Origin of the sequence: Chlorogloeopsis sp. ULAP01 (genome assembly GCF_030381805.1) — a bacterium.
GTDB lineage: Bacteria > Cyanobacteriota > Cyanobacteriia > Cyanobacteriales > Nostocaceae > Chlorogloeopsis.
In genome coordinates, this window is record NZ_JAUDRH010000012.1 from 203,832 (window position 1) to 228,689 (window position 24,858).

Genomic DNA, 24,858 nt, shown 5'->3' on the forward strand with positions numbered 1-24,858 from the left:
GCTTTAAATATTTTAGCTCTTTAAAACGCTACAGATGTGCCACTAACTTATTGGTGCAACTGGAATTTTGAATGCTTATTACAAATTAAGATGAAATTAAAGCCATCATCTCAAAAGATGAGTTTTATTCCCCGATCTATCCTGCGAACCATAGGAAAATTTCAACAGACGTTAGATCCAAATGCTGAGACAAAGGTTATTAAAGAGTTTCGCGCTTCTCGCCGTCAAACGATTTTATCTATCCGTTTTTTATTAATTCTGATTGTAGTTCCACTACTTATAAATCAACTTTCTAGAAACTTTATAATTACTCCCCTAGTTGAGAAGTTTTGGAGTTCACAAGAGTCGGATATTTTCATAAACTCTTCTCAAGAAGAAAAAGCCTTAGCTGAATTAAAAAGATTTGAGCAAGGTCTTTACTTTGAAGCTCGAATTGGAAAAATTCCAGTATTATCTAGGGAAGTTGTACAAAAGAAGCTAAAGGAAAAAGCTAGTATTATAATAGAAGAAAATAAAATTGAAAGTATTAATGCAGTGACAAATGTCTTTGCAGATATACTTACGGTCATCACATTAATTATTTTAATTTTAATAGGTAAGCAACAACTATCTATTCTTAGGTCTTTTGCTGGCGATATAACTTACAGTTTAAGCGACTCTGCTAAGGCTTTTTTAATTATTCTATCTACAGATATATTTGTCGGTTTTCACTCTCCCTATGGTTGGGAAATAATTCTAGGAAGTACTTTAAAGCATTACGGCTTGCCGGAAAACAAGAGTTTTATTTCTCTGTTTATTGCTACTGTTCCGGTGATAATGGATACTATTTTCAAATACTGGATATTCCGCTATCTCAATCGCAGTTCTCCCTCAGCTGTGGCTACCTATCGAAATATGAATGAATAATTTTTATTAAGCTGCAAAAATTTCATCGTAATTTCATAGCAAGCTGTCATCCTTTTTAAAGGAAGATTCATGTACCAAGTATTAATCTGTAATAAGTTGACATATTTTACTACCTGACCAACCAAAATTATGAATAGAATGCTGATCTATACTGCTACATTTGCTTTGGCGATCGCATCTGTAATTTCTGTTGGCTATGCAAGTGCCAATGCAGATGATGAAGTTTCCAATGTTGATAATAGTTTGCAACTTCCTCCTATTCAATGGCGGCTTGTTAAGCATACTTTTCGATTACATATTCCTCGGAACAATAAAGCTCTTTCCCAGCTAATTATTGATACTCCACCAACTGTGGCTGTAAGTAATGATATGGAAGTATTAGATGAAAAGGGTCAAAGGATTAACATTAATATTTCTGTCAATGGTAGTAAAATCATAATAAATTTTCCTGAAATAGTTATTGCTAATACTAAGCTTAATATTAACCTCAACAAAGTAAAACAACCAACTCAAGGGCCAGCTTCTGTGTACAAACTTTCAGTTAAAGTTGTTGGTAGTAATAAAGATATTCCAGTAGGTATAGCTCAGTTCCCCACATTTTAATTGTAGTGTAGATTCAGAATGCATATTTTAGAAAAAATCTTACTTAAGCACCCGTGTTGCATTGAGAATTGCTAAAAGTGCAACACCGACATCGGCAAACACGGCTTCCCAAAGCGTTGCAACACCGAATATACCAAGGATGATAAATAGTCCCTTAACTGCCATTGCTAGCACAATATTCTGCACGACGATCTTGCGGGTTTTTCTAGCAACTTGAATCGCTTGGGCGACTTTGGATGGTGCATCAGTCATAATCACCACGTCAGCCGTTTCAATGGCAGCATCGGAACCTAGCCCACCCATTGCCATTCCGATATCGACTCTAGCAATGACAGGAGCATCATTGATGCCATCACCCACAAATACAACCTTGCCTTTACCCGATTTCCTCAATAACTGCTCAATTGCTTCGACTTTGCCTTCTGGTAACAATTCAGCCACATAGGAATCTAAACCTAATTGATTGGCTACACCCTGAGCAACCACCTTGTTATCACCCGTAAGCATAACCGTTTGCTCAACTCCAACATGCTTGAGATCTCGAATAGCTTGAGCCGCATCTTCTTTGATTTCATCGGCAATTAGAATGTAGCCTGCATAACGTTGATCTACAGCAAGATGAACAACAGTACCTTCTACATTGCAGGTATCATGGTCAATGTTTTCTCGATGCAGGAGGCGATCGTTCCCTGCCAGCACCGTTTGATTATTCACTTTAGCCCGGATGCCATGACCCGCAATTTCTTCGTAATCGGTCACATCTGCATCATCAACTGGTTGACCGTATGCCTCTCGGATAGATTGTGCAACGGGATGGCTAGAATGAGCTTCGGCTTTTGCTGCCAGGGATAGCAATTCTGACTCTGAAAAACCATTTTGAGTCACAATTTGCGTGACTTTGAACACGCCCTTGGTCAGTGTTCCGGTTTTATCAAAAACAACGGTTTTAACGGCGGTGAGGGCATCGAGAAACGCTGAACCTTTGACGAGAATGCCTCGTTTAGCAGCCCCACCAACGCCTCCAAAGTAACCCAGTGGAATACTGATCACTAACCCACAAGGGCAGGAAATGACAAGTAAGATTAGGGCACGATAAACCCATTCTTCATGAGTTGCACCGACAATAAATAAGGGGGGCAACAGAGCAACTGTCAGCGACATAATGACGACAATCGGCGTATAGTAGCGGGCAAACCGAGTGATGAATTTTTCCGTCGCTGCTTTCCTGTTGGTAGCATTTTCGACTAGATCAAGAATTTTGGCGATCGACGATTCTCCAAACAGTTTCGTGACTCGAACGGTCAGCACCCCCGTCTTGTTAATCATGCCTGCTAAAACGGTTTCTCCAACCTTTACCGTGCGTGGAACAGATTCTCCTGTCAAGGCTGAGGTATCAACCTGAGAATAGCCCTCCAGAACCTCACCATCTAGAGGAATTTTTTCTCCTGGTTTCACCAGAATGATATCTCCCACCCTAACCGCTTCTGGTGAAACAGCTTTTACTGAACCATTAACTTTGAGATTGGCAGTGTCAGGGCGAACTTCTAGTAAGGCTTTGATAGAACGGCGCGATCGCCTGACAGAATATTCCTGAAATAGTTCTCCAACCCGATAGAACAGCATGACAGCGACGGCTTCAGGAAGTTGGTGAATGGCGATCGCCCCCACAGTTGCAATGGTCATCAGAAAGTTTTCGTCAAACACCTGCCCTCTAAGAACATTGCGTCCAGCCGTCTTCAATACAGTCCAGCCACTTAGCAGGTAGGCAGGAATGAAAACTGCATATTCACCTAGCCTATAAGGCGTGTTATGCAAGGGTTCCTCAAAAATCATTCCTACTGCAAAAAGAGCCACAACTAAAAGCACTGGAAGGAGTTCTGCCCTCAAATTAAACTCGCCTGTGCCATGACTATGCCCGCGATTGTGGTCGTGGTCTTCGTCGTCTGTCAGCTTTGGAGTGGGACTGATAACGGTATAGCCTAAAGCGGTGATGCGATCGCGAAGGGTTGCCTCATTCACCTGCTGCGGATCGTAGGACACTCGCAACTTGCCAGTACTAAAATTTACGGATGCTTCTGTTACACCTGACAATTTTTTGAGGGATGTCGAAATCTTGTCTACACAGGAGGGACAATCCATGCCTCCCACCATGACATCCATCGTTTGGTTTGATGCGGATCGCTCAACTGCTACGGTATATCCCAAACTCACCACTTGATTTTTTATTTCTGCCTCAGTTACTTGTTGCGGGTCATAGGAAACCATCAAGCGTTCAGTTACTGCACTTACAGATACCTCAACCACGCCTGCTAATCTTCCCAGGGCTGCTTCAATCTTCAATGCGCAGCTTGCACAGTCCATGCCACCGACCTGCATCTGCTGAGTTTTGATAGATGGAGTTTGAGCCATAGCCGTTTCAGTAAGTAGCTGAAGAAGAACTTCTTTGAAGTTTAACACAGTTATCTCAATATCTGAATATATATTCAGATGTTAGAATGATTATTATTCTGTCTATCTTGAATTCATCCTCTGCTCTCAACACTATCTCTACTTATGAAAAAACTAACATTGCCCAAAGCGAAGTCTCTTCACTCTGAAGACGCGCCCAGTTGTGATGCTTATCTGGTTCATCTCGATCGGGTGCGCCAGGTGCAACCAGAAATTATTTCTGTTGAAAAAGCACAACAGATGTCAGAGTTTTTTAATGCATTAGCCGATCCAAATCGTTTGCGATTGATGTCTGCTTTAGTAAATCGAGAATTGTGTGTTTGTGATTTAGCCGCAGCCGTAAAGATGGGTGAGTCTGCGGTATCGCACCAACTGCGAATTCTGCGATCGCAACGGTTGGTTAAATACCATCGTGAAGGTCGGAATATATATTATAGTTTGGCAGACAATCATGTTATGAGCCTTTACCAAGAAGTCTCCGAGCATCTGAAAGAAGCGAAGACTTAACCTGTAGACGGAGGATACCTCGTCTATTAGCAAAGACGAGAAGGAAAAAAGGACTGGCGGGGTAAATCGCTCCTAACCTTTATATCTGAAGAAGGTTGCTCAACTTTTCTACCCTCTTTAGGTTTGGGTTAATTCCTTATGTTATTCGGCAAGTTGAGGTGTGAATGAGTTCCTAACTGTTCTGGAATTTGCAGGATTACCCGCATTAGGAAATTTTGCGGATGGGACACTGGCAGAGTTTATTATTATGTCCGCTCGCACATAGTTGAAATTTCATCCTAATTTCATCTTTATCTGTCAATATAAGATACTAGTTACTCAATATATCCTTATATCCTTGTAAACTACTAAGTTAATCAATTTAAGTAAGTAATTACAAAGATTGATTTTTCCTCATACTACTTTTTCATGCAAGGTTTATATTGAGTTTTTTTATTTCTTCTAATTGTTAGAAAATTAAATGTTTGTATTAAGCAAATCTGTACTTTAGTTTATTAGGAATTATTATAAACCCATATCGAAAATTCAAATAAACAAATATCATAGTAAATAGTTAAAGAAATAAAAATTCACAAAAAAGCTATTAGCTTACAATTATTTTAATTTGTAATTAAGTTTAACTTCAACCTACGTCTAAATTTTTTGGTCAATAAATACTAAAATCATGTCAGCTTCCGACACCAGCACAACAACTTCAAATACTAAATTTACCACAGATATAGTTCGGAGTTATCTGCGAGATATAGTTCGTGTACCATTGTTGACTCATGAGGAAGAGATTTTGTATAGCAAACAGGTACAGCAGATGATTGCATTACAGGAGAAAAAGGAAACTTTGAAGAAACAACTCAACCACGAACCAACCCAAAAAGAATTAGCTGAATATTTACAGTTTAGTGAAACGAAAGTGAAGGAAATATTTCAGCAAGGCGTACAGACAAAGCAAAAAATGATTGTAGCAAATCTGCGTTTAGTGGTTTCTATCGCTAAAAAATATCAGAGACGAAATTTAGAGTTTATGGATTTGATTCAGGAAGGTTCATTAGGTTTAGAACGTGGTGTAGAAAAATTTGATCCCACACGTGGCTACAAATTTTCTACCTATGCTTATTGGTGGATTAGTCAGGCAATTACACGAGCAATATCTCAGCAAGGACGAACTATTAGACTGCCAATTCATATTACTGAAAAATTGAATAAACTTAAAAGAGTGCAAAGAGAATTATCCCAGAAATTGAGGCGCAGTCCCAGTGTGTCTGAAATTGCAGAAAAAATGAAATTAAACCCTGCCCAAATCCGCGAACTTTTGATGATCTGTCGTCAACCTATCTCGTTAGATAAACAAGTGGGCGATAATAAGGACACAGAATTGCAGGAACTTTTAACAGAAGTTCCAGAAGCCTCGCTTGAAGCCTACATAACTCAAGATTTTATGCGTCAAGATATCCATATCTCACTGACAAAATTAACTCCACAGCAGCAAAAAGTCCTAATTCTGCGCTATGGCTTGGAAGATGGTTGCGAACTCACATTAGCGCAGGTGGCTAAACGGTTGAACATTAGTCAGAGGAGAGTTCGTTACATAGAACAACAAGCACTCAGTTACCTCCGTCGTTGTCAAACAAATCTACGAGAGTATATAGTTAGTTAAATGTATGGAAAAATATCAGTACAAGTACTTTGCTTCTTTAAGTGTTTACTCAAATCTTGCACCTGGAAATCTGAATGTCAAAACCACAACTACGTGCAAGGGAAGTTAGACGTTCAACATTATGTAAAATAAGAGACACAACTATTTCGGGGAAAATAGATTCTCTTGCTGTTTGTGCAGCTTGCCCCCAATCAGGTGGTGATTCAGGCTGAATATGCAGATAAGTCCAATGAGCAATCAGGTAAGCAGTCAGAGAAAGAATCAGCCAGCGATACATACCCAGCAAAGTTCCTTGCCCAAAGCGATGCAAACCGAAACGATGCTTTGCGGTTTTAAACCATCCAACAAGGCTGCCCTTCGGGTACTCTTCGAGAAGCCGCCTTCGGCGTCTACGCCAGTCGCTTTATGCCGGGGAACCCGTCCACCGCGCTGGCTCACCATCGGCGCTTACCCCACCACTTAAGGGTAGAAGCTTTAATAGGTCGAGTAGATAAGACAAAGCGTTTTTCTAGTTTGCCATTATCGCGTTTTAAGTAATACCAAGAAACAGTAACAGGAAACTTTAAACCAAATAAATAAACCTGTTGCCCTTGTTTATGTAAACGTCTTAAAAGTCTACCGTCTGCTAATTTACGGCTAATAGCTACACCTGTAACAACATGATATTTCAGACGACGCACACCCTCAAGGAATTCTACGCTGCCAAAGGCTGTATCAGCTAAAATAATTGTCTGGAAGCGTTGAGTTAAAGATTGCGGTAAACGTTTAACGCTCTTTCAGCCCAAGAGTAGCTGGAGATGGAGTTCCTTTACCTCTCCAAACCCGAAAACTCCACGGAATACGCCACTTTCCTACAACTAAGTAAACTACAACTAAATGTAAACCTCGCTTGCCGTTATAGACTTTTATCAAATTCTCAAAGCATTTAAATTTACCACGTTTTTCTAGAGTAGTTAGGTCAACAATGACCTGTAAAAAAGGTTTACGTCCTTTACTAGATGACAATAACATTTTTAAAACTGTTTGCAATGTGTGGGTACGAACTACACGAATCATCTCCCTTGTTGACCAAGGATTGATATTTAAAAAACGACTCAATGCACTCGCAGATTTGGCTTGAGAGTGTTCGGGTAAGGGGTTCCCTTTCGCCTCCAAAAATAATCCCAGCATGGCATCAAGATTATCTTTTTGATATTGGGTAGGCATCAATTCTTTCAAGCTATAAACTAGTTCTTGGGCGTGGGCAAGCATTGTCTTGCTAACTTACGAATACATTTCACGCCCTTTCTCTCATGTTTTGAACCAACCAAGCAAATCAAAGTGCGATCGCACTCTTGTTGAGGCAGAATGCGTCATCCCAGCATCTTGTAGTTTTTGAAGCTATCTATGTATTATTGCGCTTGATTTTAGTTTTATTATTAACTCTTTTGTACTGAAGCGGCGTTCTTCTTCCACTGTTATATTTTGCCCTCTTTATTTACCTTTTGCGGATTTATTCGGTGAGGTGCAAGATCTGAGTTTACCAATATCGTTGTCATCTGAAATGAAGTTAGAAAGAGCTTTGAATGTAGAGCCAGACTATAAAAAAATATGAGTTTACGAAAACTTTATGGCTCTATTAAATACTACTTATTTATTTTTATTTTTGAAAAAATTTCTTTAACTGGCTAAAATTTCATCCAATTTTCATCTCACTTTGTCAAGCTATTAAGAGGTAACTTCAATTTACCAAAAATGTTTTGATGATTGATTGACATAGTGAAGTAGTTACGAGAATGAAATGGATAAAACACTAATATACGCTGCTGTTTTCATCTTGACTATGGTAGTTTCAGTTCCAAGTACTTATGCAAATCCCTCACTACAATCTGATAAGTCTCCTCATGTTATTGGCTTCATGGAATTTCCTCAAGGTATTCGCCACTGGAGAATTCTCAGACATACCTTAAAAATAGAAGTTCCTCAACAAAGCAAGGCTATTTCCCAACTAATTATCCAAGCTCCAAGTAACATAATTCTTAGAGATGATATTGATGTATCTGACCAGTTAGATAAAAAAGTTGATGCTAAGATTTCTATTAGTGGTCAAAAAGCTACATTAGTTTTTGTTGGACAAGTTGAACCAGGAACTACTTTGACTATAGATATGAATAAGGTCAAAAAAACAGCACCAACAAATGGTGACAAAATGTACAAAGTTTCTGCTGTTCTCGCTGGTATTAATGCTGAATTACCAGTTGGTATAGCTCAACTGCGTGTACGTTAATGGACAAATTTTTGAGTTATATTGGCTTGTTATGAAAGTTCTGCTAGTTGAGGATGAAACAGACTTGGGTGCGTCAATTCAGCGAAAACTGAATCAGGAAAGATATATTGTTGACTGGATTTTGGATGGTAATGAAGCTTGGACTTGTCTAGAATCTCATTGGAGTGAATATACACTGGCAATCTTTGATTGGTTACTACCAGGAATATCAGGTTTAGAATTATGCAAGCGGTTACGAGTTCGTGGTAACTGTTTACCTGTACTGATGCTAACAGCAAAAGATAGCATGAAAGATAAGGTAGCCGGACTAGATGCAGGAGCAGATGACTATCTGGTAAAGCCATTTGGCATGGCAGAACTGCTGGCACGGTTGCGGGCTTTGCAGAGACGTTCTCCCCATTTTCAGTCTCCACAGTTGCAAGTTGGTAGTCTAATCCTAGACTACAGTAATTTTACATTTTCTTGCGAGTATTCCAATGGGGACAAAAGGGTAATTTCTTTAACAAAGAAGGAATTTCACCTACTAGAATACTTCATGAAACGTCCCAACACACTTGTTACTCGCGATCAACTTCTGAATCATTTGTATACGTTTAGTGCAGAACGCGTTAGTAATGTAGTAGCTGCTCAAATTAGACTTTTACGACGCAAGTTGTCGGAATCTGGTTGTGATAGTCTAATCGAAACTGTCCCTAGTATGGGTTATCGTTTTAATCCTAGCAATGCAGATTCGACTTTTTCATAAAACCCGTTGGCAATTGGCTACCTGGTATGCGCTGGCTATGGGTCTAATTTTGAGCCTGTGCGGTTTTGCTGTGTATGAAGTAATTATTGATGCTTACTCGATTTCTATCAGCCGGGAACTAGAGTCTATAACAAGCACGCTGCACGATGTCATTGAACCAACACTAAAACAACCCAGCCGCATAGAGCCGATTTTTCAACAGGTTTTACCCAATCTTTGTCAAATAAACTCTACCTGCCCTGCTCAAAAAATCTTTGAACACAGCCAAGGCACCCTTGCTGAACACGGCATCTTTAGTCCTGTCTATAAAGATAAGCAATATTACATTCGTTTTATCGATGCTTCAGGAAGATTAATCGCTGTAGCGGGTTTTCAGCCCAACGAATTACCACCAATTGTGCGAACAGATGTGTGGCAAGCAGTCAAAGACGCACAAGGCAATCGTTACCATCAAAAGTCCCTGCCACTACATACTAAAGATCAGGTATGGGGCTATATACAAGTAGGGCGCTCTCTCAAAGAACTAGATAATCGCCTTGCAGCTTTGAAATTAGTTTTGGCGTTAGGATTACCAATTACGGTACTGCTAGTTGGTGGTTCTAGTTGGTGGCTGGCAGGGTTGGCGATGCAACCAATTGACAGGTCTTATCAACAAATGCAACAGTTCACATCTGATGCCTCTCATGAATTGCGTACTCCCCTAGCAGCAATTCATGCAACGGTGGAAACCATACTCGATAAGTCACACCTGTCTGAACAAGAAGCGCGAGATGTTCTAGCATCGATTAAACGTCAGAGTCATCGACTGGCGGAACTAGTTCAAGATTTGCTGCTACTTTCGCGATTGGAACAGCACACTCTGTCGATAGAACGGCTACCTTGTTGTCTCAACGTTTTGATTGATGATTTGATAGAAGAGTTTTCAGCGTTAGCGAGTGCAGCTTCTTTGCAATTAACATCCTCAGTTTTGTGCCATCAGCCTCTGTATGTGATGGGAGATGAAGACCAACTTTTACGTTTGCTTTCTAATTTAATTGCAAATGCTATTCAATACACGCCTGCTGATGGTTATATAACCGTCATTCTCAAACGCAGCAATAGTGATGCCGTAATTGAAGTTCAAGATACAGGTATTGGGATTGCACCACAGGAGCAAGAAGCGATTTTTGACCGTTTTTATCGAGTCAATAGCGATCGCTCGCGTCGTACTGGTGGATCTGGATTGGGATTGGCGATCGCTCAAGCAATTGCCCAGACGCACGAGGGCAGCATCCAGGTGCAAAGCCAAGTTGGTAAAGGTAGTACTTTTATCGTTCGCTTGCCCTTAACAAAAGAGTGGAAACAACTGACCTGGGTATCGACAGGTGAAAATTAAATACCCCCCTATGGGATATAATAGAAAATATTAATATATAAACAATACAGAAATATCCCCTCTTTAAAAACAGCACTAAAAAACTAGCTTTAAGAACATGAACAGGAGATTTCATCTCTTTGGCAGCCTGAGAAATCCCATTTTTGCGCGGCTCTATGCAGCTCAAACCACCAATTTGTTGGGAGATGCCCTCACCTGGGTAGGTTTAGCTTTACTCGCCTTTGAGTTAGCTGGAGATAATAGTGCAGTTGTACTTGCCTTGGCTTTGACGTTGCGGATTACTGCGTTTGTCTTGCTATCTCCCTTAGCAGGTGCTTTAGCTGACCGTTTGGATCGCAAGCTGATACTGATTACAACCCACTGTATACGCATGGTTCTAGTTAGCCTGTTGCCTTTTGTGACACAGGTTTGGCAAGTTTATGCACTTGTATTTGCCCTCAACGTCTTTAATGCCTTTTTCACACCGACTTATCAAGCTACAATTCCTCTAGTTACTGGTCAGAATGATTACCTGCAAGCGATCGCTCTTTCCAGTGCCACCTACCAATTACTAGGGGTGCTTGGCCCTGGTATTGCTGGCAGCGTGGCAGCATTAATTGGAGCAAGACAAATTTTCTTTCTAGATGCTCTAAGTTTCCTGATTGCGGCAGTATTTATTTTTACGCTACCTGGTCAATTAAGAGTCGAACAAAGTCAACAACCGTCAACTACCAGAGGTAGAACGTGGCGAGATATTAGAGACGGTACTACTCGCCTCTTTACTGATGCATATATCCGCTATGCATTATTCATGCAGTTGGTAGCATCTATTGCTGGAGCGCAGATTTTGGTCAATACTGTCGGTTACGTCAAGGGAACGCTCAAACTGGGAGATGTGGAGTATGGTTGGGTAATGGGTGCCTTTGGTATAGGTGCAACGCTTTCAGCAGTCGCTTTTGGTGCAATAAGTCAACGCTTTAGACGGACAACCTTTGTGCTGTTCGGTGCGATTTTGATAACCTTTTTGACTGGCTCGGTGTATGGATCGTGCTTTTGGGTGTGCTGGTGATTATGTATGCGCCTAGAGGTTGATGTTCATTGCAGATTTGCTCATCCCAGTTTTCCAAAAATACCAAACAAGTACCGTAAGCATAGCTCCAGATACACAATGCACGGTGTACTTACTACCATTCATTGTAAAGTTTTTCATATTTCTTTCATTTTTAGCTCCTTTGTAGTAGAGTGAGGAAAAATGAGAAGATTATGAAAAATATATAGATGAAATTTAGCTTCAACAGTCGCCTGGTACAAAGACCGCACTGCACACGGAAGTTGGTTGTAACATCTGGGGTACTGTTTGGACTTTGGCTGAGTGGGTGTAACTCCACACCCCCCAATGCTGTGCTGTCACAGACGAGTCCAACCCCAGGAGAAACCAATACCACGAACCAAAAAACGAAAGAAAAAAAGGTAATTCTGACAACGTTTACAGTCATCGCTGATATGGCGCGAAATGTAGCGGGTGATAAGGCGATAGTAGAATCCCTTACCAAACCAGGATCGGAAATTCACGGTTATGAACCGACACCCAGCGATTTAGTGAGGGCGCAAAAAGCTGACCTGATTTTAGATAATGGTTTGAACTTAGAACGGTGGGCAGAGAAATTTTACAATAATGTCCCCAAGGTTCCCCATGTCACTATGAGTGCAGGTGTTCAACCTGTAGAGATTGCGGAGGATGCTTACAAAGGTAAACCCAATCCTCATGCTTGGATGTCGCCGCAAAACGCCTTGATTTATGTAGAGAATATTCGTAAGGCATTGGTCAATTTAGATGCGGCGAATGCAGACACCTACAATGCAAATGCCAAGGTATACAGCCAGAAAATTAAAGATATTGACCAGAAGCTGCAAAAAGAGGTGTCGGTAGTTCCAGAAGACAAGCGGTACATGGTTAGTTGTGAAGGGGCTTTTTCTTACATCACCCGCGATTATGGTTTAAAAGAAGTTTATCTGTGGGCGGTCAACTCTGAGCAGCAAGCCACTCCCAAACAAATTGAAAAGGTTATCAATACGGTCAAGACAAATAAAATACCTGCTATTTTCTGTGAAAGTACGGTGAGCGATAAAGCGCAACGTCAAGTAGCCAAGGAAACGGGTGCAAAATTCGCTGGAGTTTTCTACGTTGATTCCCTCTCTCCTCCTGATGGCCCTGCATCAACTTATGTCAAATTGTTGGAACATAACGTCACAACTTTAGTTAAGGGTTTACAAGGGAATTAAAGATGGGGAGATGAGGGAAGTTTGGGAATCTGGGGAAGTGAGGGGAGTGGGGAATAATTACCAACTAATAACCACTAATGTACAGACGCGATTAATCGCGTCTGTACCCACTAACTAATGACCAATAACTAGTAAATCTTATGAAACCTATCAGTATTGATGTAGGAAATCTGACAGTTGCCTACCACGGTAAAGTTGCATTGCATGGTGCTTCTGTGCAACTCAAAACTGGCTCTATTTGTGGGTTGGTAGGGATGAATGGAGCTGGGAAATCGACCCTTTTCAAGGCAATTATGGGGTTTGTAAAGCCGACAACGGGTAGGGTGCTAATTAACGGCTTACCGATCGCAATGGTGCAAAAAAATAACTTGGTCGCGTATGTGCCGCAATCGGAAGAGGTGGACTGGAATTTCCCTGTGAGTGTCCGCGATGTAGTAATGATGGGGCGCTATGGGTATATGAATATACTGAGGATTCCCTCTGCCAAAGATAAAAGGGTGGTGAGGGAGAGTTTGGAGAGAGTGCAGATATGGTCAATGCGCGATCGCCAAATTGGGGAACTTTCTGGAGGACAGAAAAAACGTGCCTTTTTTGCGCGTGCTTTGGCGCAACAGGGAACAGTCTTACTATTAGATGAACCATTCACAGGGGTGGATATCAAAACAGAAAAAACCATGATTGACCTATTACTAGAACTACGAGAACAAGGTCACACAATTTTGATTTCTACCCATGACTTAGAATCAATTACCACCTTCTGCAACCAAGTCATCCTGATCAACCGCACCATTTTAGCCTACGGCGATACCTCCGAAGTTTTCACAGAAGAAAACCTCTCTCGTACCTTTGGTGGTTCGTTGGGTGATTTACCGTTTAGTAAAAGCCGCTTCAAGAGTGAAAATCAGGAGGGAATGTAATGGAAGTGCTACAGTGGTTTACCGCACCCTTGCAACATGAATTCATGGTCAAGGCAATTCTTATCAGTGCCTTAGTCGGGGTGGTTTGTTCGGTGTTATCTTGTTACATGACCCTCAAAGGTTGGGCATTGATGGGGGATGCAGTATCTCACGCTGTTATGCCTGGAGTAGTCATTGCTTACGTTCTCAAGATACCCTTTGCCGTTGGTGCGTTTGTGTTTGGAGTCAGTTCAGTCATTGCCATTGGCTTTATCAAGGCGAAGACGAGAATTAAGGAAGACACGGTCATCGGACTAGTATTTACAGGGTTCTTTGCCTTGGGGTTGGTGCTAGTTTCTAAAACTCCAAGTTCCGTTGACTTGACACACATCCTGTTTGGCAATGTTCTCGGTATTTCTGACTCAGACATTATTCAGACGGCGATCATTAGCGTGATTACATTAGTTGCGATCGCTATCCTACGCAAAGACCTACTGTTATTTTGTTTTGACCCCACTCATGCGCGTTCCATTGGCTTGAATACAGGAACACTTTACTATATTTTGCTATCGTTACTGTCTTTAACTGCTGTCGCCGGACTACAGACTGTGGGGATTATTCTCGTTGTGGCGATGCTGGTGACACCCGGTGCAACGGCTTATTTGTTAACAGACCGCTTTGACCACATGATGCTCATTGCTATAGCTTCTGGAGTATTTTCTAGCATCATGGGGACTTACATCAGCTATCACATTGATGGTGCAACTGGAGGTTGCATTGTGGTATTGCAAACTCTGCTGTTTGTGATGGCGATGATATTTGCACCCAAGCATGGTCTACTGGTGAGGGCAAAGCGGCAGAAAGTGACCTCCAATACATAATGCACTTACTTAGCGGTTTTGCCCTAATCACCGCAGGCTTGATCACCATCGCTTTGACTTATTACAAACCGAGTCCTTACCGGAACAAAAGCAGTGTCAGATTTGTCAAAAACCTGATTGGTGACACAGGTGCGGCCATTTTTTATTATGCGATCGCAATTTGCTTGCTGATTGTGGGAACTGTTGTAATATTCAGCAAGTAGTTGGCGGAATGAAAATATTATTTAGTTGTTCTTCAATAGCAGAGTTATCCCTTTGAGCTCACAGCTAGAATTAATATATGGAATTCCGCAGCCACGGGGAGTAAAGCGATGAAGTACATCAACAAAACAATCGCTATTCTGGGAATCACGAGTTTATTGGGTGGAATACCTGCTGCTGTTTACGCACAGCCACCACAAATTCGCTTGGGGCAGATGAATTTTCAGAAATACTACAATCAAGGGGTGCAAAAGCTGGCACAAGGGAACTTCAACGAAGCTATTGAAGATTTTAACTCTGTAGTCAAGCTGAATCCCAGATATTACGAAGGTTATTGTCTGCGGGGTTTGGCAAAATCTCAATTAGGAAACTTTCAAGCAGCTTTAGCAGATTATAACCTAGCCTTACGACTGAATCCCAGACACGCAGATGCATACAATGGTCGGGGAACTGCTTATGCGGAACTGGGAAATATCCAAGCAGCGATCGCCGACTTTAACCAAACACTAAAAATAGATCCGCAGTTTGTGGATGGCTACTACAATCTTGGACTAGCCAATATTAGACAGGGAAATCATAAGCAAGCCATTTCAAACTTTAACCAGGCATTAAATATTAATCCTAACCTGCCAGATGCTTACGGCAACAGAGGACTTGCTCGATATGCTCTAGGAGATAAGCGTAACGCTGTTGCTGATTTGCAGCAAGCAGCAAGTCTGTTTCAACAGCAAGGAGATACTCTTAGGTATCAGCAAACACAAGCTCTCATACAGCAAATTAGCCGTAAGTGATTCAAAATAAATAATTGTCAAACCCAACCTTCCAGCAAACTTTACGGAATTGTTGGGTTATTTTGTTTTGTGTTTATTGTTGAACAGTCTAGGAAACGATCAGGCGACTTTAGCTCAATTGTTTCCAGTTTTTACCGCTATCTTGCGATTGAAAAACAACGTTGTTCTCATTTACTGCATAAAGTATCTGTGGGTTTTGGGGAGCAATCGCTAGTTTCACAACCACTCCATCAGTTTCCGTCCAAAGCTTCTCCCAAGTCTTACCACCATCATTACTGCGATAAACACCAGGCGCTGATTTGAGAAAACGATACCCATACATGACAGTACTGTTGCCATCTTTGAGTAAAGCTAGACTAACAACAGGAGCTTCCTGTGTATTTGGCACTAGCGCCCAGTCATTACCACCATTAGTACTCTCGTACAAACCCGTGCGAGTAGCTGCAAACACATGGTCAGGGTTTTGTGGATCAATTGCAAGGTCAAAGGGAGCGCCCCCTAACCCATTCATGCGGGGATTAGTCCAAGTTTTTCCACCATCAGTAGAAGTATGCAGCCCTTGCGCTCCCGAAGCAGGCCATCCATAGAAAACATTGGGGTTACTGGGAGATATTGCCAAAGCGTGAAAGTCTACCCCAGGCATAGAAATTTGTTTCCAATCTTGCCCTTGATTCTCACTTTTGATGAATCCTAAATTACCTCCCGTATGAGGGTGTCCACTAGCATAAAAGCGATCGCTGTTAGTTGGATCAGCGGTGAAACCCATGTAGTCAGCTCGTTGTTTTCCTATCCAGAACCACTCCCCAGTTTCAGAACGTTGCAGCAGACCATTGTGGCTAGCAATATAGATAACTGTGGGATTCTCTCGATTTACCGCCAAACCATGAACATGATTATTAGTTTGCCAATTGACCGCTTTTTTTAGAGATACATTCACAGCCGTTGGTTGAGACCGAAGCTGAGGAGCTTCTTGGCTGCCTAACTGGTTGCTAGAGGGCTGCTGATTATAACGACCAAACAAAAACCCCAAACCTCCACCTAGAAATAAGGAAACTGCTATGGGGATAGCGCAGACTACCATAGCAATTCCTATCCATTTTATAGATTGATTATTTGTATCTGGCTGACTCATAGGTAAGATTTCTCTAAAAGTTTTTGGAAATAGTTATGTATACATTCTTGACTCTATAGTCTGCTATAGAGTCAAGAACATTTGCATGGAAATAAAGCTTTTATACTCAAAATAAATGGGGATAGGGAAACATACTCGTACAGGCAAACGTTCTCTTGAAGAAGAAATACCTATGATGGACGTGGTGATGAGATAGGCAATAAAGAGCCTTGACTCTAAAGTCTACTGTAGAGTTTAAGCTGTAGTTGGTAGACAGCAAAAAATTTATAGTGACTACCATGAAAAATACTTGTGAACCATCATCCCACAATAAACTTCTAAAAATCGGAGAGTTGGCACAACAAACTGATGTTGCTGTGGGAACGATTCGTTATTACGAAACATTAGGGTTGTTAGAACCCGTCCACAGAAGTGAAAGTGGCTATCGCTATTACGATTCTGATGCCATCAAGCGGGTGAAATTTATCAAAAAAGCTCAATCCTTACAGTTTTCTCTTTCTGAAATTCAGCAAGTGCTTGGTGTGCGCGATCGCGGTAATCCTGCGTGTCCACTTGTGCGAGATTTACTAAATCAGAAAATCGCTCATCTGGAGAACCAAATCTATCAGATGCAAACGCTTAAAGCTGAACTAGAAACCTATCGAGAGCAGTGGGAAGATAAACCTCTTGATGACCCCTATAGTCAGAAACTTTGTAGCCTAATTGAACAAGTTGCTGATAAGAATATATCTATTGAAAAATGATATTTTTTCACTTAAACAAAGCTCTCACCGTTAATAGTAACGGTGAGAATATATCCCTTCCTATCTAGACGGGTTGTTTTGATTATTCATTATCTTCTGCATATTGCTGTGATTCATTTGCTGCATATTGCTCATCATGGATTTGCAGCAGGCACATCCCTTCTCATTTGTCGGCTGTTGTGTTGGTGATGTTTGCGCTATTGTTTGATTTGCCTGCTCTTTAGCTAAATTTGTCTTGTTTGTAGATGTGGTTGCTTCTACAGTCTGGCTAGCAGTGTTTGCTAATGCAGGATGAGTTGCGAATGATAGCAATACCGTTACAGTTACAATTCCGCCTAATAAGGTTTTTGTGGGAGTAGATATGCTCATTTCTGCTTCTTGATTATCTAGTTGGTCAAACAGTTCCTTAACAGTTAAAGCAATACTAAACTCTTTAGTTAACTAGAGAGTCAAGTAATTCGCTTAAAAATTTTACTCAGGTAGGGTTGACTCTATAGCAAACTATAGGGTTGAGAATATTAGTGAAGTAAAATTATTGATGAGCAAAATGTCAAAACGTCAAATAGAGATTTTTACAGCTGACTGTCCTCTGTGCAGTGAAACAGTGCAAATGGTGCAAGAACTCGCTTGTTCAAGTTGTGAAATATTGGTCTATAACCTGGGACAAGAGCGCTCAAAAGCCCAGCAGTATGGAGTAAATGCAGTTCCTGCGATCGCCATCAATGGAACACTTGTCCTGACTGGTAAACCGAGTCGGGAGCAACTTCAAGCTGTCGGTGTTGGTCAACCTTTGAGTTAAAAGACTTTAATAATAAATTCTTAAGCGACAAGTCTAGTGTTAGCTAAATAAAGCAAAAGCCACCCTTCATTTTTGAATTGGGTGGCACTTACATTTATATGGTTTTGTGTTTTTATTACTAAATTATTTTTATTTATGATTTAGTAACCGCGTCAACACGCGCCAAAATATGTATTCAAACACTTTGATATGCGACCTCATTCCGACGACGGCGTAATACCAATCCTCCTGCTAGTCCCAAAACAAAAATTCCGGTGAAATAACCTAAGCTAATAAAGCGTCTAGAAAGGGGAGGCTCAATTCCTTCAACTTCCACGAATTGTGCTACTTTAAATGGTTGAAATTGTCGTGCAGCGCTTGCTTGTGGTGAAACTTCCACAACTACTTGGTGCGGTACGCCATCAAAAAACTGTTCTTGCCAAGTGAACTTACCCTGATCATTAGGAGTAGTTTTGTAAGCAAACATCAGTTCATTGTCTTCCAGGGCGATCGCCTGAATATTTAGCGTCACATCATTTACTGGCTTTCGGGTTACAGCGTCGGTTACTTGCACTGTCTGGGTTGCAGTTTGTCCAACAGTTGCATTAGTATCGCCAGACAAGCGAACTTCCAAACCTCCAGACTTTTGGATAGCTGGTGTAGTGGCGTGGCTATGTGCGGAGTGAGCGTGAGTTGATGCTCTTTCTGCGCTAATATTGACTATCAATAAGGCTGCAATAGCAGCTATTGTTGCTCCACTCAGCAGCACGCGCACTCGTTGTGGGGCAATTTCACCTGGTTCTACAGTTTGTCTGCCACCAATAACCCAACCACCACCAAATCCTGCTAGTAGCAAAATAGCAGCTAAAATCGCTACATTCCGATATTTCACAGGTTTCTCTGGGACAGAAAATGTCAGGGTTTGCTCAAATGGCTTAAAAGCACCCACAACCTTTGGCGTCACCTTGGCTTGCAATTGATAGGTGCCACGAATAGGTATTACTTGCTCAAACTGCAACTTGCCAGAAGGGGCAGTGGCATTGAACTCCAGTAACTTTGTTCCTTCCACAATTGGGAAATCGGAAGTTAGCCAAGGAGTCGGTGCAGGTGTTAACAATTTTAGTTGCAAGTTGGTGTTAGAAAGGGGTTGTCTTTGAGGATCAACTACTTGAAGAGTCAGTTTGACAGGCTCAGATGATGGTAAAACTTTATCTAGTGATGGTTCGGTTTTTAGTTGTACTGTAGGCGAGGATGCAACTGACGGTGATGGCAAAAACCAGTTTGTCAAACTGACTACACTAATAGCAGCGAAAAGTAAGCCTGTATTCCGTTTTTTCATTAAATTATTTGATTACGGAGTTTATTGCACCAGGGAATAGGGTGAGTATCGCCCACCACTATAGTATTTATGCGATCGCTATCTTTAGTGACACGCTACTGATTCAGTGCCGTGGCGCAATTTATGGAATGTGTCATGTACTGGGGGGTAGGGGCTAAAATAGACAGTCCAGAGGATGAGCATAACCAGACCAGTCAGTAGGCTTGCTTGGCCAGGTACTGACAGAGTTACTTGTTTTGCCCGTTGCCCAACAATAGAGATGGTATTCATAGTTGTTCCCTAATTAGCAGATTAAATGATTACTGAATATGAGTGAGTAGCCAGGTTGGGAATAGCTTGGTTTGCTTCACATTTGTAAATGGCGGAATTACACACCATATTTCCCCTTACCTTCAGTTGCTGTCTTCACTAAAACCCAGTCCAAAACTTTTTATCACGATACCTTAGTTTTTGCCACCAGGTAATTATGTATATTTGCTGACTTAATTACTGAATAAATCTTAGCTAGATGATACATTTCATCCAAATTTCATATTCTCTTGGCAAACTAGATAATATCTCTGACCGCAAACATCACTATATTATCCTTAAAATCTAGCAGCTAATGAAATCATTTAAATCGAGTTTGATTGTTTTAGGAAGTGTAGGATTGCTTTTTTTGGGGGCTTGTAGTAACAGCAATCAAACGGCTGATACAGAAAACAGTTCTGCTGCTTCTACCTCAATTACTGAGTCTCCAGTTACTTCAGCTTCACCTACTGCCAAAACTAATAACGAACATAGTGTATCTAAAGGTGGTCAAGTTGTGGAGACAGGAGCTTACCACTTGGAGTTTGTGCCTGAGAAAGAGGCTAATGGAACTCACATGGATTTATATTTGCAAAAAGGCGACAATCATGAAGCAGTTCCTAACGCTAAAGTGACGGCTGAAGTTCAGCTGCCCGATGGTAAGCAGAAAACAATCCCTCTCACTTATGATGCCAGTGGCAAACACTACACGGCTGCACTTTCTGAAAAAGCTACTGGTCAGTATCAAGTAAAAGTTACTGCGGATGTTGGAGGTGAAAAGGTAAACGGTCGATTTAGTTTTAATCAGTAACTGCTTCCTGTTAAAGAATGCCGTAAGAAGCTTTTAAGCGTTGCTGATTTTGGGTATGAAATAGTAGCTGGAAGCTCAAAATCTCGTTTAAATTGGGTTTCATGAAAGTTACTCATATCTGCTAAAGCATACGGTTTGATGGGTTTGATTCGTTTACAATAAGGGTTTTTTGTATAAATACCCACACTCGCTGCAAGCCAAAATCAGTGTCAAAGCGTGAGTAGATTTGAGTAAGGCACTTGCTGATTTGAGCAGGTTTTTCCCAAAGGCAAAATCATATCACTATCATGCAACGCAGGCTTTTACATAGAGAATAAGAGCAACCAATAGTTTACCTAACCCCAGAGGTTCTTGGCAATGAAACACTACAGCAGTCACAACAATAACAAATCATGAGGGACAACACACCTAAGCAAAGCGGAAGCATGGTAGCCCCGAAATTAGTAGCTCAAGAAATTAAATGAATTGAGCTACTAATGTTATTTATATCGGGGCGGAAATGCGACACGAGCAGATTTATCTGCCGTCAATATTGTTATTAAGTATTGAGATGATATTTGTTTCATGAGAAAATAATTTTATTCAGAAAACAAGGAGGTGATTAACGTAGTGGCTAAAAGCAAAACTCCATCTTTTGTTACAACCATTCCATTGATAGTTAACAGCAAGCAAGAATCAGAATTGTTGTCCCGCTTTCAAGCTAGTAGACAGCTATATAACGCCTGTTTAAATGAAGCAATGATTAGGATGGAGTTGGTCAAGAAATCTGAAATTTATCAAGCAGCTAAAAAGATACCTAGAGAGCAGAATAAACAACGCTCTACTATGTTCTCTGAAGCTAGAAAAAGATATAGATATTCAGATTATGACCTACAAGCTTACGCCACTAATGTGAGCAATAAATCAAGATGGATTGCTGAAAAAGTAGATTCAAATACTCAACAAACAATAGCTACTCGTGCTTTTAGAGCTAGCGAAAAAGTTTTATTTAGATTAGCTAAAAAAGTTAGGTTTAAAACTCCTACAAGATTTAAATCTGTAGAAGGTAAAACTAACAAACAAGGCTTGCGATGGAAAAATAATCAGTTAATTTGGGGCAAGATTGCTCTTGAACCAATAATTGATAAATCTAACAAAGTGATAGAGCATAGCTTGAGTTCTCCAATCAAGTATGTTCGCCTGCTATGGAAGGAGATTAATGGTAAACGTCGATGGTTTGTCCAGTTAATCAATAAAGGTGTTCCATACCAAAAGCCACAAAATTATGTTTCCGATGGTGTTGTTGGTTTAGACTTAAATATCTCCAATATTGCTTTTGTAGGAGACAATCAAGCAGGCTTACTACCTTTTGCCGATAAAGTTCCTAGTTTCCAGAACGAAATAAAAAGACTGCAAAGAAAAATGCAGCGTTCTCAAAAAGCTAATAATCCTGACAATTATGAACCGGATTTTTTAGCTAAAAAGGGACGTAAAACAGTTACGAAACAAGGAAAAGTTAAAAAAGGTAGTTGTAAGTGGAACAAGTCTAATACCTATAAAAAGGTTGCTCAAAAGAAGCGTGAATTAGAAAGGTGTAAAACCGCTTATGCTCAGTCTCAAAATCGCAAAGTAGTCAATGAGATTTTCAGACATGGAAACATAATTAAAACTGAGAAAGTTTCAGTCAAGGGATGGCAGAAACGCTATGGTAAAGCGATTTCTGCTAAGTCCCCTGGCTTCGTACAAAGTGAATTGAAACGCAAAGCTGAGAATGCTGGTGGACAATTCATAGCTTTTTCTACCCAGAAAACTGCACTCTCTCACACTCATTTAGACGGTAGCCGTATCAAAAAATCATTATCCCAAAGAGTTCATAAAGATGTTACTGGGCTTGTGATGAACAGGGACATCTGGAGTGCGTATCTGGCTAGATACATTAATTAGGATCAGTTGTCATTGCAGGATGCTCAATGTGAGTATCCGAGGTTGGAGTCAACCTTAAGATCGGCATGGCAGCAATATCAAACAAACTGCAAACAAGTAAGCGCGTCTGAAAGTAGGTTATCTCATTTACCCTCGGAGCAGTTCGATCTAAAAGGCAAAAGCGTTAACCAGATAGCGATAAAGCGCGAAAAGTTAACGTGACCTTTGCCTGAATCCACGAACTAGAAGTTCGTGAAGTGGCTAAACTCCTCAAATGCCATAACCTTGCGTCGAGTGCGGCTAGCTTAGATTTGACGATCGCAGATATTTTTCTCGTGGTTCAGCAAGCCATGACATTGTAAACAAATTTATATCTAGAAAGATATTTCATCTTGATTTCATTTCTAGATGAAAAGCTAAAAGAATAGGCTGCTGTTAAAGGAGTAACTCAAAACAGGTAAACTATGATAAGTAAAGTTTTGTTGCTGTACCTTGACCCTCCATCTGAGTAGAGAGTTGAAAATTGAAATTAAGAAGGAGTTGATTAATAACTAGAAAAAGGTAAAAAACAAAAGTAAATTTTAGCATTGAAGAGAATAATTAGTTTAGATAAAAGATGTCAATCGTGGCTGATTTAAAACATTGCTTTCTATCATTATCTAGAAGGTAATAAGTTCATGTCAAGTCTCTGTTTTAGACAGATAGTGTTAGCATTAGAAACCTTTTTAATAATTAGCTAATACTGATTACTGCTTGCATTTGATTTGTCCCAGTTAATCACATCTGAGCAAAAAGATGTGAATAGTTCTTTTGTGTGCCTAGTTATAGCTGCTGAAATGAAAAGTTTTCTGGATTGATTCGGTAACAAATTTTATTATATAATACAACCTCATTTTTCTACTATTTTATAGCTGTGCTGTGTAGAACTGCTTCAGCATAAACGATGAGAATAATTAAGAACAAAAATAGTGTTTGTTTAGAGATAAATAAAAAATTGACCCTCACAACTTCCTCACATTTTACAGTTAACTTCAATTATATAAACAAAATATTCAGTCGATAAAAGAGGTGATGTTATGAAAAATAGAATTCTAATTTATAGTCTCACAGGCTTATTGACTAGTAGTGTTCTTGCAGGACTATTAATTACAAATAAAACGCAAGCTCAGTCTCCAAATTCAGAACATAATACTCATCACCCATCTGCTCAAGCAACTCCTTCCCAACGAGGAATGATGACTCAAGTGGATCGGCATTTCATCGAAATGATGGTTCCCCACCATGAAGAAACTGTGAAAATGGCGGATCTGGCTTTAACCCGTACTAAACGGCCTGAAATCAAAAAACTGGCTGAAACAATTAAAAAAGACCGAAGCCGCGAAATTCAACAAATGCGAACTTGGTATAAGGCATGGTACGGCACAGAAGTACCTGCTAATGCAATGGCTGGCATGGGAATGATGAGAATGCAGCAGGGTATGGGTCAAGACAACCAGGGAATGATGAGGATGTCCGGGAAGCAGAACATGATGGGCATGGAAATGCATTTGGAAGACTTGAAGAATACCTCTGACTTCGACCGTGAATTTATTCGTCAAATGATTCACCATAACCAAATGGGAGTGATGATGTCGCAGATGGCACTTAACAGCGCTACCAAGCCAGAAATTCGCAACTTAGCTCAATCCATCATTAAGACTCAAACTGCTGAAATCGCACAGATGCAGCAATGGTATCAGGCTTGGTATCAGCCTACTCCTACACAAAGTCAACAATGAGTTTGAAAAGGTTGATGTTAATTTTATTGGCTGTAAGTCTTGGGATGATTGCTGGATTGCTTGTTGTGAATAGTATACAACCTCAAGCTTTGCAGCCGTCAAAACACCAAGACCCCTACCTCCATCCTCTTGGAAGAACAGCAGAATAATAATGCTGCATTGCAAAATAGCAGCAAGGAAGGTTCCAATGAAAGTGATTGTTTCTGTAAGTTCTGGTACAAATGACCCAACCCTTGCCACTCTAGGGATGTTGGCAGCAAAAGTTGCAGTCGATGAAGGTCATGAAGTAATAGTGTGGCTCCAGGGTGAAGGTGTAACTATAGCCAATAAAAATGTTTACGACAAAATTCAGGGGCTAAATATGCCACCGATGAAAGCTGTAGTAGAAGCGCTGTTATCTGCAAATGTGCCTATCTGGGTTTGTGAGGCTTGTGCTAAGGGTCGCAACATTACGCCAGAAAACTGGATATCAACCGCCAGTTACAAGAATATGAGCGATTATGTCAGCACGGCATTGAGTATGGATAAAAGCTTGAACTTCTGATACAGAGCAAA

25 protein-coding genes and 2 pseudogenes are annotated in these 24,858 nt (G+C 40.7%); 20 read left to right on the forward strand and 7 right to left on the reverse strand.

Annotated features, from left to right (window positions below; all coding sequences use genetic code 11):
• The first annotated feature begins 90 nt into the window (after positions 1-90).
• Entirely contained in the window at positions 91-906 is an 816-nt protein-coding gene (locus QUB80_RS23255; RefSeq protein WP_289791851.1) for a CemA family protein, read from the forward strand.
• A 129-nt stretch (positions 907-1,035) separates the two neighbouring features.
• Entirely contained in the window at positions 1,036-1,509 is a 474-nt protein-coding gene (locus QUB80_RS23260) for a DUF2808 domain-containing protein (protein WP_289791852.1), read from the forward strand.
• Between the two features lie 39 nt (positions 1,510-1,548).
• Here the strand turns inward: QUB80_RS23260 and QUB80_RS23265 are convergent, their stop codons facing one another.
• Positions 1,549-3,966 carry a heavy metal translocating P-type ATPase gene (locus QUB80_RS23265; RefSeq protein ID WP_289791853.1) on the reverse strand — a complete coding sequence of 806 codons (2,418 nt, stop codon included), beginning with the start codon at positions 3,964-3,966 and terminating at the stop codon, positions 1,549-1,551.
• 96 nt (positions 3,967-4,062) lie between these two features.
• On the opposite strand from QUB80_RS23265, the gene QUB80_RS23270 reads away from it, so the two are divergent.
• Positions 4,063-4,464, forward strand: a complete 402-nt coding sequence (locus QUB80_RS23270; protein WP_016870572.1) for an ArsR/SmtB family transcription factor — start codon at positions 4,063-4,065, stop codon at positions 4,462-4,464.
• A gap of 664 nt (positions 4,465-5,128) precedes the next feature.
• Positions 5,129-6,115: an RpoD/SigA family RNA polymerase sigma factor gene (locus tag QUB80_RS23275; RefSeq protein ID WP_289791854.1), complete on the forward strand. Its 987-nt coding sequence runs from the start codon at positions 5,129-5,131 to the stop codon at positions 6,113-6,115.
• 187 nt (positions 6,116-6,302) lie between these two features.
• Here QUB80_RS23275 and QUB80_RS35290 read toward each other — a convergent pair.
• A pseudogene (locus tag QUB80_RS35290) lies at positions 6,303-7,366 on the reverse strand (transposase family protein); the annotation flags it as partial.
• Positions 7,367-7,895: 529 nt separating this feature from the next.
• Between QUB80_RS35290 and QUB80_RS23295 the strand changes: the two are divergent.
• The 5 genes and pseudogenes from QUB80_RS23295 (at position 7,896) to QUB80_RS23315 (ending at position 11,572) form a co-directional block, all read left to right on the forward strand.
• A complete protein-coding gene (locus QUB80_RS23295) occupies positions 7,896-8,381 on the forward strand; it encodes a DUF2808 domain-containing protein (RefSeq protein ID WP_016870568.1) in 486 nt (161 codons plus the stop codon).
• 31 nt (positions 8,382-8,412) lie between these two features.
• On the forward strand, positions 8,413-9,126 hold the full coding sequence (gene rppA / locus QUB80_RS23300) for a two-component system response regulator RppA (protein ID WP_289791858.1): 714 nt from the start codon (positions 8,413-8,415) through the stop codon (positions 9,124-9,126).
• A complete protein-coding gene (gene rppB / locus QUB80_RS23305; RefSeq protein WP_016870566.1) occupies positions 9,104-10,501 on the forward strand; it encodes a two-component system sensor histidine kinase RppB in 1,398 nt (465 codons plus the stop codon). Before rppA ends, rppB begins: the two co-directional genes overlap by 23 nt.
• 97 nt (positions 10,502-10,598) lie before the next feature.
• Positions 10,599-11,447, forward strand: a pseudogene (locus QUB80_RS23310) (MFS transporter); the annotation flags it as partial.
• 80 nt (positions 11,448-11,527) lie between these two features.
• The gene (locus QUB80_RS23315; protein WP_289791922.1) at positions 11,528-11,572 is read left to right on the forward strand and encodes a hypothetical protein; all 45 of its coding nucleotides are present in this window, start codon (positions 11,528-11,530) and stop codon (positions 11,570-11,572) included.
• Here QUB80_RS23315 and QUB80_RS23320 read toward each other — a convergent pair.
• The gene (locus QUB80_RS23320) at positions 11,562-11,690 is read right to left on the reverse strand and encodes a hypothetical protein (protein WP_289791859.1); all 129 of its coding nucleotides are present in this window, start codon (positions 11,688-11,690) and stop codon (positions 11,562-11,564) included. The two genes, QUB80_RS23315 and QUB80_RS23320, sit on opposite strands and share 11 nt — an antisense overlap.
• 68 nt (positions 11,691-11,758) lie before the next feature.
• On the opposite strand from QUB80_RS23320, the gene QUB80_RS23325 reads away from it, so the two are divergent.
• The 5 genes from QUB80_RS23325 (at position 11,759) to QUB80_RS23345 (ending at position 15,532) form a co-directional block, all read left to right on the forward strand.
• Positions 11,759-12,763 (forward strand): metal ABC transporter substrate-binding protein, encoded by a 1,005-nt coding sequence (locus tag QUB80_RS23325; protein ID WP_289791860.1) that lies wholly within the window; start codon positions 11,759-11,761, stop codon positions 12,761-12,763.
• 140 nt (positions 12,764-12,903) lie between these two features.
• Positions 12,904-13,680, forward strand: a complete 777-nt coding sequence (locus QUB80_RS23330; RefSeq protein WP_102185387.1) for a metal ABC transporter ATP-binding protein — start codon at positions 12,904-12,906, stop codon at positions 13,678-13,680.
• On the forward strand, positions 13,680-14,540 hold the full coding sequence (locus QUB80_RS23335) for a metal ABC transporter permease (protein WP_289791861.1): 861 nt from the start codon (positions 13,680-13,682) through the stop codon (positions 14,538-14,540). The genes QUB80_RS23330 and QUB80_RS23335 overlap by 1 nt, the downstream gene beginning before the upstream one ends.
• Entirely contained in the window at positions 14,540-14,743 is a 204-nt protein-coding gene (locus QUB80_RS23340; protein ID WP_289791862.1) for a hypothetical protein, read from the forward strand. The genes QUB80_RS23335 and QUB80_RS23340 overlap by 1 nt, the downstream gene beginning before the upstream one ends.
• A 108-nt stretch (positions 14,744-14,851) precedes the next feature.
• Positions 14,852-15,532 carry a tetratricopeptide repeat protein gene (locus QUB80_RS23345; RefSeq protein WP_289791863.1) on the forward strand — a complete coding sequence of 227 codons (681 nt, stop codon included), beginning with the start codon at positions 14,852-14,854 and terminating at the stop codon, positions 15,530-15,532.
• 109 nt (positions 15,533-15,641) lie between these two features.
• Here QUB80_RS23345 and QUB80_RS23350 read toward each other — a convergent pair whose 3' ends face one another.
• Positions 15,642-16,664 carry a F510_1955 family glycosylhydrolase gene (locus tag QUB80_RS23350; RefSeq protein ID WP_289791864.1) on the reverse strand — a complete coding sequence of 341 codons (1,023 nt, stop codon included), beginning with the start codon at positions 16,662-16,664 and terminating at the stop codon, positions 15,642-15,644.
• Between the two features lie 278 nt (positions 16,665-16,942).
• On the opposite strand from QUB80_RS23350, the gene QUB80_RS23355 reads away from it, so the two are divergent.
• Positions 16,943-17,407, forward strand: coding sequence for a heavy metal-responsive transcriptional regulator (locus QUB80_RS23355; RefSeq protein ID WP_289791865.1), 465 nt, complete (start codon positions 16,943-16,945; stop codon positions 17,405-17,407).
• A gap of 60 nt (positions 17,408-17,467) precedes the next feature.
• Here QUB80_RS23355 and QUB80_RS23360 read toward each other — a convergent pair whose 3' ends face one another.
• Entirely contained in the window at positions 17,468-17,776 is a 309-nt protein-coding gene (locus tag QUB80_RS23360; RefSeq protein ID WP_289791866.1) for a hypothetical protein, read from the reverse strand.
• Between the two features lie 178 nt (positions 17,777-17,954).
• Between QUB80_RS23360 and QUB80_RS23365 the strand changes: the two genes are divergently transcribed.
• Positions 17,955-18,206 (forward strand): thioredoxin family protein, encoded by a 252-nt coding sequence (locus QUB80_RS23365; protein ID WP_026086282.1) that lies wholly within the window; start codon positions 17,955-17,957, stop codon positions 18,204-18,206.
• 175 nt (positions 18,207-18,381) lie between these two features.
• Here QUB80_RS23365 and QUB80_RS23370 read toward each other — a convergent pair whose 3' ends face one another.
• Together QUB80_RS23370 and QUB80_RS23375 are read right to left on the reverse strand one after the other, a co-directional pair.
• Positions 18,382-19,524 (reverse strand): hypothetical protein, encoded by a 1,143-nt coding sequence (locus QUB80_RS23370; protein ID WP_289791867.1) that lies wholly within the window; start codon positions 19,522-19,524, stop codon positions 18,382-18,384.
• An 84-nt stretch (positions 19,525-19,608) separates the two neighbouring features.
• Entirely contained in the window at positions 19,609-19,794 is a 186-nt protein-coding gene (locus tag QUB80_RS23375) for a CbtB-domain containing protein (RefSeq protein WP_071588477.1), read from the reverse strand.
• A gap of 334 nt (positions 19,795-20,128) precedes the next feature.
• Between QUB80_RS23375 and QUB80_RS23380 the strand changes: the two genes are divergently transcribed.
• From QUB80_RS23380 to QUB80_RS23395, 4 genes are all read left to right on the forward strand, one after another.
• The gene (locus QUB80_RS23380) at positions 20,129-20,623 is read left to right on the forward strand and encodes a hypothetical protein (protein WP_289791868.1); all 495 of its coding nucleotides are present in this window, start codon (positions 20,129-20,131) and stop codon (positions 20,621-20,623) included.
• 609 nt (positions 20,624-21,232) lie between these two features.
• Positions 21,233-22,546 carry a transposase gene (locus QUB80_RS23385; RefSeq protein ID WP_289791869.1) on the forward strand — a complete coding sequence of 438 codons (1,314 nt, stop codon included), beginning with the start codon at positions 21,233-21,235 and terminating at the stop codon, positions 22,544-22,546.
• 1,055 nt (positions 22,547-23,601) lie between these two features.
• A complete protein-coding gene (locus QUB80_RS23390; RefSeq protein ID WP_026086281.1) occupies positions 23,602-24,303 on the forward strand; it encodes a DUF305 domain-containing protein in 702 nt (233 codons plus the stop codon).
• Between the two features lie 187 nt (positions 24,304-24,490).
• Positions 24,491-24,847, forward strand: coding sequence for a DsrE family protein (locus QUB80_RS23395; RefSeq protein WP_289791870.1), 357 nt, complete (start codon positions 24,491-24,493; stop codon positions 24,845-24,847).
• Positions 24,848-24,858: the final 11 nt, after the last annotated feature.